The sequence below is a fragment of the Bradyrhizobium australiense genome (genome assembly GCF_013114825.1).
In the GTDB taxonomy this organism is placed as follows: domain Bacteria; phylum Pseudomonadota; class Alphaproteobacteria; order Rhizobiales; family Xanthobacteraceae; genus Bradyrhizobium; species Bradyrhizobium australiense.
Genome location: NZ_JAAVLX010000004.1, coordinates 879,025 through 885,933, shown reverse-complemented (window position 1 = coordinate 885,933; position 6,909 = coordinate 879,025). Strand labels below are relative to the sequence as shown.

Genomic DNA, 6,909 nt, shown 5'->3' with positions numbered 1-6,909 from the left:
AGTGCAGCAGCGACTGGTGTTGTGCCGCCGTGCGCGCTGGAGCCGTCCGCGCCGCCATCGGCTCAACGCTTTTGCGTTCCCCGGGCAGCATCAGACCCATGCAATAGTCGCGCAGCGGTCTCGTCCGCTCCACGTGACCGATCACGCTTCCAAGTCCGGCTACATACTCCGCAAACCGCGCTTCGCTATCTCCACCCTGATCGAGATTCATCTGGCCCTCCGCGCGCCAAATATTGAATCTCCACAATTACTTGATTCTCAGCCTCAATGACTGCGACCGTCTGACTCAGTACGACTAAAGTTACCTTTTGATGTCCCATCACGGCATGGTTGGCAGACTTTAGCGCTTGTCTCCTGACTATTGATTACGGCCGCGCTATTGACGCTTCTCGCTCTTTGGCATGCTGCGCAGTAGCTGCCTTATCCGGTCGTCTCGATCCCATTTGAGAAACTCGCGCTCGCGATGCTCGAATGCCGCGATTTCAATCTTGGCCGCTTTAGAAAGCGGGTCCCGTGGTGTCTCCGCCAATTGACTATTTCTTGTTATCTACGCACCCGTCTAGGCCCCGAGCCACCATAGACAATCAATGGAACCGGGGAAAATGCCGGCAGGTTTGATGGCAGCGACCGGTCTGCACTGGCGCCGAAACACGAATGCTTTCGGGCCAAGCGCAACGCCAATTGACGCCGATCAACTCTGTCATGGCGTTTCCGGTTTTGCGGTAGATGCCAGCCTGATTGCCGCTGATGCCAACAAGCAGCCTTCTGCAGATGGGTCTGATGAGGTTGACTGGAAGACCATTGCCAGGATGGATCGATCCATCCGGGAGTTTTCGGCACTCTGGATAAGGCTGGGGCGCGGCGAGCGAAACGGCACCGAAATTCATCTTGAAGTCGGATCTGGCCGCGCATTAGATCGGCGCTCACAAAGGACATGCCTTCTTTGCCTATGCCAGCAACTACCTCTCGATTTGAAAGCCGCGATCATGGTCGATGTCGAGGCGATGCGAGCTATCCGGCAGGCCGAGGTCGGTGCGGCGCGCACAATGGTTGAGCGCACTGAAGAACGCCTTGAACTCTGTCCCGAGCGCCTAGCCGTGGACAGTGCCTACGGGGCAGCCGAGATGTTGGGCTGGTTGGGCAACGAGCGCGCGACCGAGCCGCACATTCCCGTGTTCGACAAGTCGGGCCGGCCGATGGGACGTTCTCGCGGGAAGACTTCGCCTACGATCAACAAAACGACCTTTACATCAGCCCGGCTGGCAAGGCGCTGACCTCCACGAGTATCCTGGTGAATGATGAGGCAACACTGCTCTATTGTGCCGTCAAACCTAATTGCGACGCCTGCGAGCTTAAGCATCGTTGCTGCCGAAGATGCCCGCCCGCAAGGTCCCACGTTCAATCCACGAAAACGTCGGACCTTGCGCGCTAAATCGCCAAGACTGATGCCTATGTCACGTCCCGGCGCGAACGGAAGAAGATGGAGATGCTCTTTGCGCACCTCCAGCGCCTCGAGTATCTTTTAGGTTAACAGGCCCGTTGAGCGCTAGAGACGAATACATCTTTGCTGGCACCGCCCAGAACCTCCGGAAGCTCGCAAAGTTGGCCCCCATCCCCGCGCTCCAACCCGCTTAGGCGCAATTAAGCAGCCAGTGCGCCGGTCGCGTTGTCCGATCCAAATCGCCAGTTCGCGGAATTCTTCAACACAATCCGACGCAAGCGTTCACAAGCGATGCAGCATGAGATCGGTGTAACAGGGCTTCTGCAATGTGAGCGTCGCTCCTTGTTCCCGAGAAGACGCCACTTTCGCCCGCAACACAGCGGGATCGCATTCCTTTGGACGTTGCCCCGTGCTGCTTTAAGGAACATTGAAGGTTGGAATTCGTTCAGACGCGCCATAAGGATTATGCGTTTTGGTCCTTAGGACTCCAGAGCGACTTTCAAGCGAGCTTTCTCTAGACGATGCCTAAGTGCAGTGAGCCTATTAGCGAACTCACTCAGTTCGTGAAGACCGAAATCACCAAAAACAAATTCATCGAGGAGTTCCTGTTGTGCAGCGACGCTAGCGAGATGCTTGTAAGTCTTGTCCGTCAGTGACATTTGGACGACCCGGGCATCGCTCGAGGAGGTCCTACGCCGCAGGAAGCCCTTCTTCTCCAGCAGCTTTGATTGGGTCGTGACGAATGAAGGGTCGACGTGCATAAATTTCGATACCACGTTGACCGGAACACCGTTTTCTCTGTCCAACTCCGTCAAAGCCATCAAGATCATCCACTGTGGCCCAGTAATGCCAAGTACATCGGCCCGGAATTGGCGAAGTTCCTCCAGACATAAATTGATCGATCTTATTTCCCACATGAATCGCCGGACCACCTCCTGACTCTCAGCAGAGCCACTGTCGACCGCTCTTGCTAGACTGGGCATATCCTGAGTCATCATATGTCAGCAGTTCATCCTTTGGTTCGTTTCCCTAGCGCAGATTAAGAATACGGACAATGCTGTCCGCGCGAACCCACAGCGCGCTCAGATCGTTCGGGCACTCGGCGAACTTCCGGATCACCTTGGCGTCACTGCACTCGAAAACCGGGGGGCTGGGTTGCCGCGAGCAAAAGTGGACAATTCGGTGTGGTGAAATTGGTCGCAAAAAGCGCGGAACCGCAGAATTTATTCGCCGACGCCGGACGCGTTGCATTAATCAATATCGCTATCCCGTTACTATGCAGGGCCAAGCGTAACCCTGTTTCACGAGCCAGACTGTTTTGGGTGTCGGCAAATACAATCGCTCGGTCAAACCCATCTCAATCGGCGAAACGGCATAGGAGTGGGGCATGGCCAGGTGTTTCTACCGCGGCACGCCTCAGATGCGATCGCAGGGCGCATTTCCAGCCCCAGCGTCATGTCGGCGGATGGAAGCCCTGAACTGGGCGCGCTTTTCAATCGAGCGTATCGACAACCTATGCCGCTGGAGAGGGCACGAGAGGAATTCCCCGACGCATACCGAACGCTGACGACTTCGCCACGTTTCATATTTTTCTCGGGCCGGAAGATCTACGATTCGAGTGTGGCCACTTCGAGTGCTTTGGCGCCAGCGGAGAGCTGGCTGCGCGCCCAAACGCGGAGGAGCACGCTGCGCGGCCACCGAAGCGGCTCAGCACGAAGTACTTTGCCTGACCGGATTGCGGTTCAACCGACGGCGAACGATCAATTCGCTTGGCCGCCCCTTGCTGGCTGTCTTACGCTTTACGTGTAAGAACGCCGCGCTTTTGCTGAATGCATAAAAAGCCCGCGCGAACTTTACACACGGCCAAGTCAGGGAGGAAACGCCCCCATGGGCCAGAGCTCCAGGAACGCATGATCGCATAACGAATTTCTTGCGTCGCTTGGCGGAGAATCTCGCTCATGTTTCGCGTTTTTCGCGCAAAAATGACCAGCTGATCGCAGCTATCCCTCGCAAGCATCGTACGACATGGCAGTTTGCGTTACATCGGTCGCAAATTGATGTCCCGTTAATCGGAATCTAAACAACCAGATTGCGTTCGGGTAATCGCGCGTGCTCCTAGCCTGCGAGTTCAGAATTTCGAAATCAGTCTAAATTGATTTGCCGGTCGTTTATCGACCGAACGAAGCAGGTCAACTCCCGTTTAGCTCAATGGATAACTCCCCGTCGGACGCGCTAAGCACTGCGCCGGGGGCATAAACATTGGTGTGGCGTGAAGGGGTCGAATTTTTGAGTAAGCCCGTTTCGAGTTTTAGTTGAAGTCGACCTCACGTTGAAGCGACGCACAGCAGCAATCGCAAGATCAACTTAATTCTGTCACAACACGCCCACGTTGAACGCGTATCTGCGACCTGCTGCATCGCTGCGCGCGAGTGGAATGCTCTGCTGCGTTGAATACGCTGAACACGCAGACCGGTGCCTCTGCGCAAGCAACCGAGCCACCAGGCAGCAAGAGAAACTACGAGGAAAGAAATAGGAGCTGTACGATGGCGGGCGTATTTCCTGTTCAAGGGTTTGGGTTCCTCTCCAACTACAATGGTGCATTCGTCACCAGTTCCGCGCTCGCCGCCATGCAGGCGATCGCCAGCACCAATGCGAACTCAATCGAGCTTGCGCCGCGGCTCTTTATGCAGACCAGGACATCGAATGATGTCTTCGCGGATCCCAATAAGACCGAGAGCGACGCCAATATTCTTCAGGCCATGGCAAATGCCCAGGCGCTCGGTCTTTCGGTCACGCTGAAGCCCATGGTCTCCGCCCTAGATGGCGGTCTTGCGTACGTACTTAATCCGAGCGATCCCGCCTCCTTTTTCCTTTCCTATAAAACGCAAATGGTTCACATGGCGGAGCTCGCCGAACAAGCAGACGTCAGCATGCTTGTGATCGGCAATGAACTCGGCAAGATCTCCGGCCCCGAATATCGGAGCTACTGGGTCGACCTCATCGATTCCATACGCGCCGTGTTCCACGGAGAGATCACCTATGCCGCCGCGACAGACGAAGCCATCAATGTCAGCTTTTGGGACAAGGTTGACGTCATCGGCATCAACGCCTATCCGCCGCTGACGACGAGCACCGAGCCGACCGTCGAGGAGATGGTCAATGCGTGGAACAGCATGTCGACGGACGACTACTGGGCGAAGGTGATGAATCACATGTCGCCGGTCGATTTCTTCCACTCGCTTGCCCTGCAATACGACAAGCAGGTGTTCTTCACTGAAACCGGCTATCGCAGTGTCGATGGAACCAATATCAGCCCGGGCGGCTGGGCCGACAGCACGACGCAGGACGTCCAGGAGCAGTATGACGCCTTCAATGCCTTCTTTCAGGTGTGGGGATCAGAAGGCGGAAGCTGGTTCAGGGGCGCGTCGATCTGGAACTGGGACACGAACAACAAATACTCGCCGCTCGGCTATTCGCCCGAGGGCAAACCTGCCCAGCAATTGATTACCGAATGGTACGGAGGTCAGCACCAGCCGCCCGCCCAGACGCTGACGGGTTCTCCGTCTGCCGATCTGATGGATGTCGGCGGCGGCAATGACGTGCTGTCAGGCGGGGTTGGCAACGACACGATCAAGGCAGACGGCGGCGACGACACCATTGCCGGCGGGCCCGACACCATTCCGAAACTCACGGAGACTACCGTCACAGTGACGGGCTACAGCTCCGTCGTCGATGGCGTCGGCGCCAAAATGCAGCTCCTGCTCAACGGGCAGCAGGTCGGCGACACCGTCGAGTTCCACGGCGCGGCCGACGCATCGGGCTTCCAGACCTTTACATTCACCTTCGCCAACCCGGCGACCGTCTCCAGTCTCGATCTCGCTTTCATCAACGATATCGCCAACGCCAATGGCGACCGCAACCTCTATATCAAGGACATCACCGTCAACGGCGAGCATCTTTCCGTCTCCGACGCCGTCAATCCCAGTTCGCCTGGAACCTGGAATCTCTACCAGAACAAGTCCATCCACTATGACATGACCGCTCACCACGACCTGTTCTTCGGCTCGTCAACCGATGATGACAGCCTCGACGGCGGCGCGGGCAAGGATCTGATCAACGGCGGCGCCGGGACGGACATGATCCAGGGTGGCGCGGGCAACGATACCATCAACGGCGGTCCCGGCGCGGATGTGATCCACGGCGGCGCCGACGACGACTCGATCAACAGTGGCGCCAGCATCACAACAGCGACGGACCAGCTCTACGGCGACGACGGCAACGATATCGTCAAGGCCAGCACTGGCGACACTGGCGCCCTGCTCGATGGCGGAGGCGGCAAGGATCAGCTCTATGGCAGCGGCGTTGCGAACGTCATGAATGGCGGTGACGGTAACGACTATCTCTCCGGCGGCGGCCTGGACACTATGCACGGCAATGCCGGCGACGACCAGCTGAAGGGCGGCACCGCGGCAACCCAAATGTTCGGAGACGACGGCAACGACAGTCTGCAAGGCGGCACCGGCAGTGAGTTCCTGTATGGCGGCAGCGGCAACGATCGCCTGACCGGCGGCGGCGGAAACGACTATCTGGGCGGCGGCACCGGCAACGACACGTTCGTGTTCGCCCCTGGCCTCGGCAAGGATACCATTACCGACTTCCAGAATGCCGATGGCGTGCAGGACATCATTCAGCTCGACAAGACGCTGTTTGCCGACTTCAGCGCGCTTCAATCGCACATGGCCGAGGTTGGCACCAGTGTCGTGATCACCTTAGACGCTAACAACACAATTGAGATCAAGAATACGACCGTGGATCAGCTCCACGCGAGCGATTTCTGGTTCATCTGATAACTGACCCCGAAAAGATGGAAGAGACCCTTCTTAATCATGCAACGACCTTGTCTTCCTTGCCTACGCCGCGCATGACGATCTTCAGAGCGTCGTCGGGCAGGGGCCGCTGGAGCGCCCTGGCTTCATCCCACGTGGCGTGCATCCAATGTCGCGCTCTTCGTCAGTCGTCAAGATGACCGGCATTGCCTTTGGGATGGATAGAGGACGTGCTCATCAGCAAGGTATAGAAGGTGCTGATCCAGTAATGACGGTCGTCCACATCGAGCTTATTCATCTCGGCGCGAAGCGCTGCGATAACCCTGCCGTACCGAGGGGACGCCTGTTGAGGACTGCCTTCCAGAAGCGATAGAGTAACTGCAAGACGCGTACGCGCCTGCAAATGATCGATCGTGGTGAACGCCGTCTCGATTTCTGAAATGGTTGTTCGGATGAGCGCCCGAATCTTTTCGGGCGCCGCGTCTCGCGCCAATAGATGCGCAACTTCCGCGACCATCGTCTCCCCCAGCCGAAGCTCAGTTTAGCCTCGCCAGCCCTAGACAAGCAAAGGTTTTATGAAACGTACGACACATCTCCCCAAGGAACCCAATGAATCCTAGAGATCAGGCCTGGCGAGATGCA

Annotated in this window: 4 protein-coding genes and 1 pseudogene; 2 read left to right on the top strand and 3 right to left on the bottom strand. The window is 57.1% G+C overall.

The genetic code is table 11. From position 1 onward, the window contains the following. Window positions 1–211 (bottom strand): transposase (locus HCN58_RS16260; protein ID WP_171577955.1); only part of this gene is annotated, 211 nt, incomplete at its 3' end. Window positions 212–704: 493 nt separating this feature from the next. Here HCN58_RS16260 and HCN58_RS35825 point away from each other — a divergent pair. Then, window positions 705–1,635: pseudogene (locus HCN58_RS35825) on the top strand (transposase); the annotation flags it as partial. 285 nt (window positions 1,636–1,920) lie between these two features. On the opposite strand, the gene HCN58_RS16250 reads toward HCN58_RS35825, so the two are convergent. Then, window positions 1,921–2,424, bottom strand: a complete 504-nt coding sequence (locus HCN58_RS16250; RefSeq protein ID WP_171580411.1) for a MarR family winged helix-turn-helix transcriptional regulator — start codon at window positions 2,422–2,424, stop codon at window positions 1,921–1,923. A gap of 1,560 nt (window positions 2,425–3,984) precedes the next feature. Between HCN58_RS16250 and HCN58_RS16245 the strand changes: the two genes are divergently transcribed. Then, window positions 3,985–6,288: a glycoside hydrolase family 113 gene (locus HCN58_RS16245; protein ID WP_171580338.1), complete on the top strand. Its 2,304-nt coding sequence runs from the start codon at window positions 3,985–3,987 to the stop codon at window positions 6,286–6,288. Window positions 6,289–6,451: 163 nt separating this feature from the next. Here the strand turns inward: HCN58_RS16245 and HCN58_RS16240 are convergent, their stop codons facing one another. Beyond that, a complete protein-coding gene (locus HCN58_RS16240) occupies window positions 6,452–6,784 on the bottom strand; it encodes a hypothetical protein (protein ID WP_210266007.1) in 333 nt (110 codons plus the stop codon). Window positions 6,785–6,909: the final 125 nt, after the last annotated feature.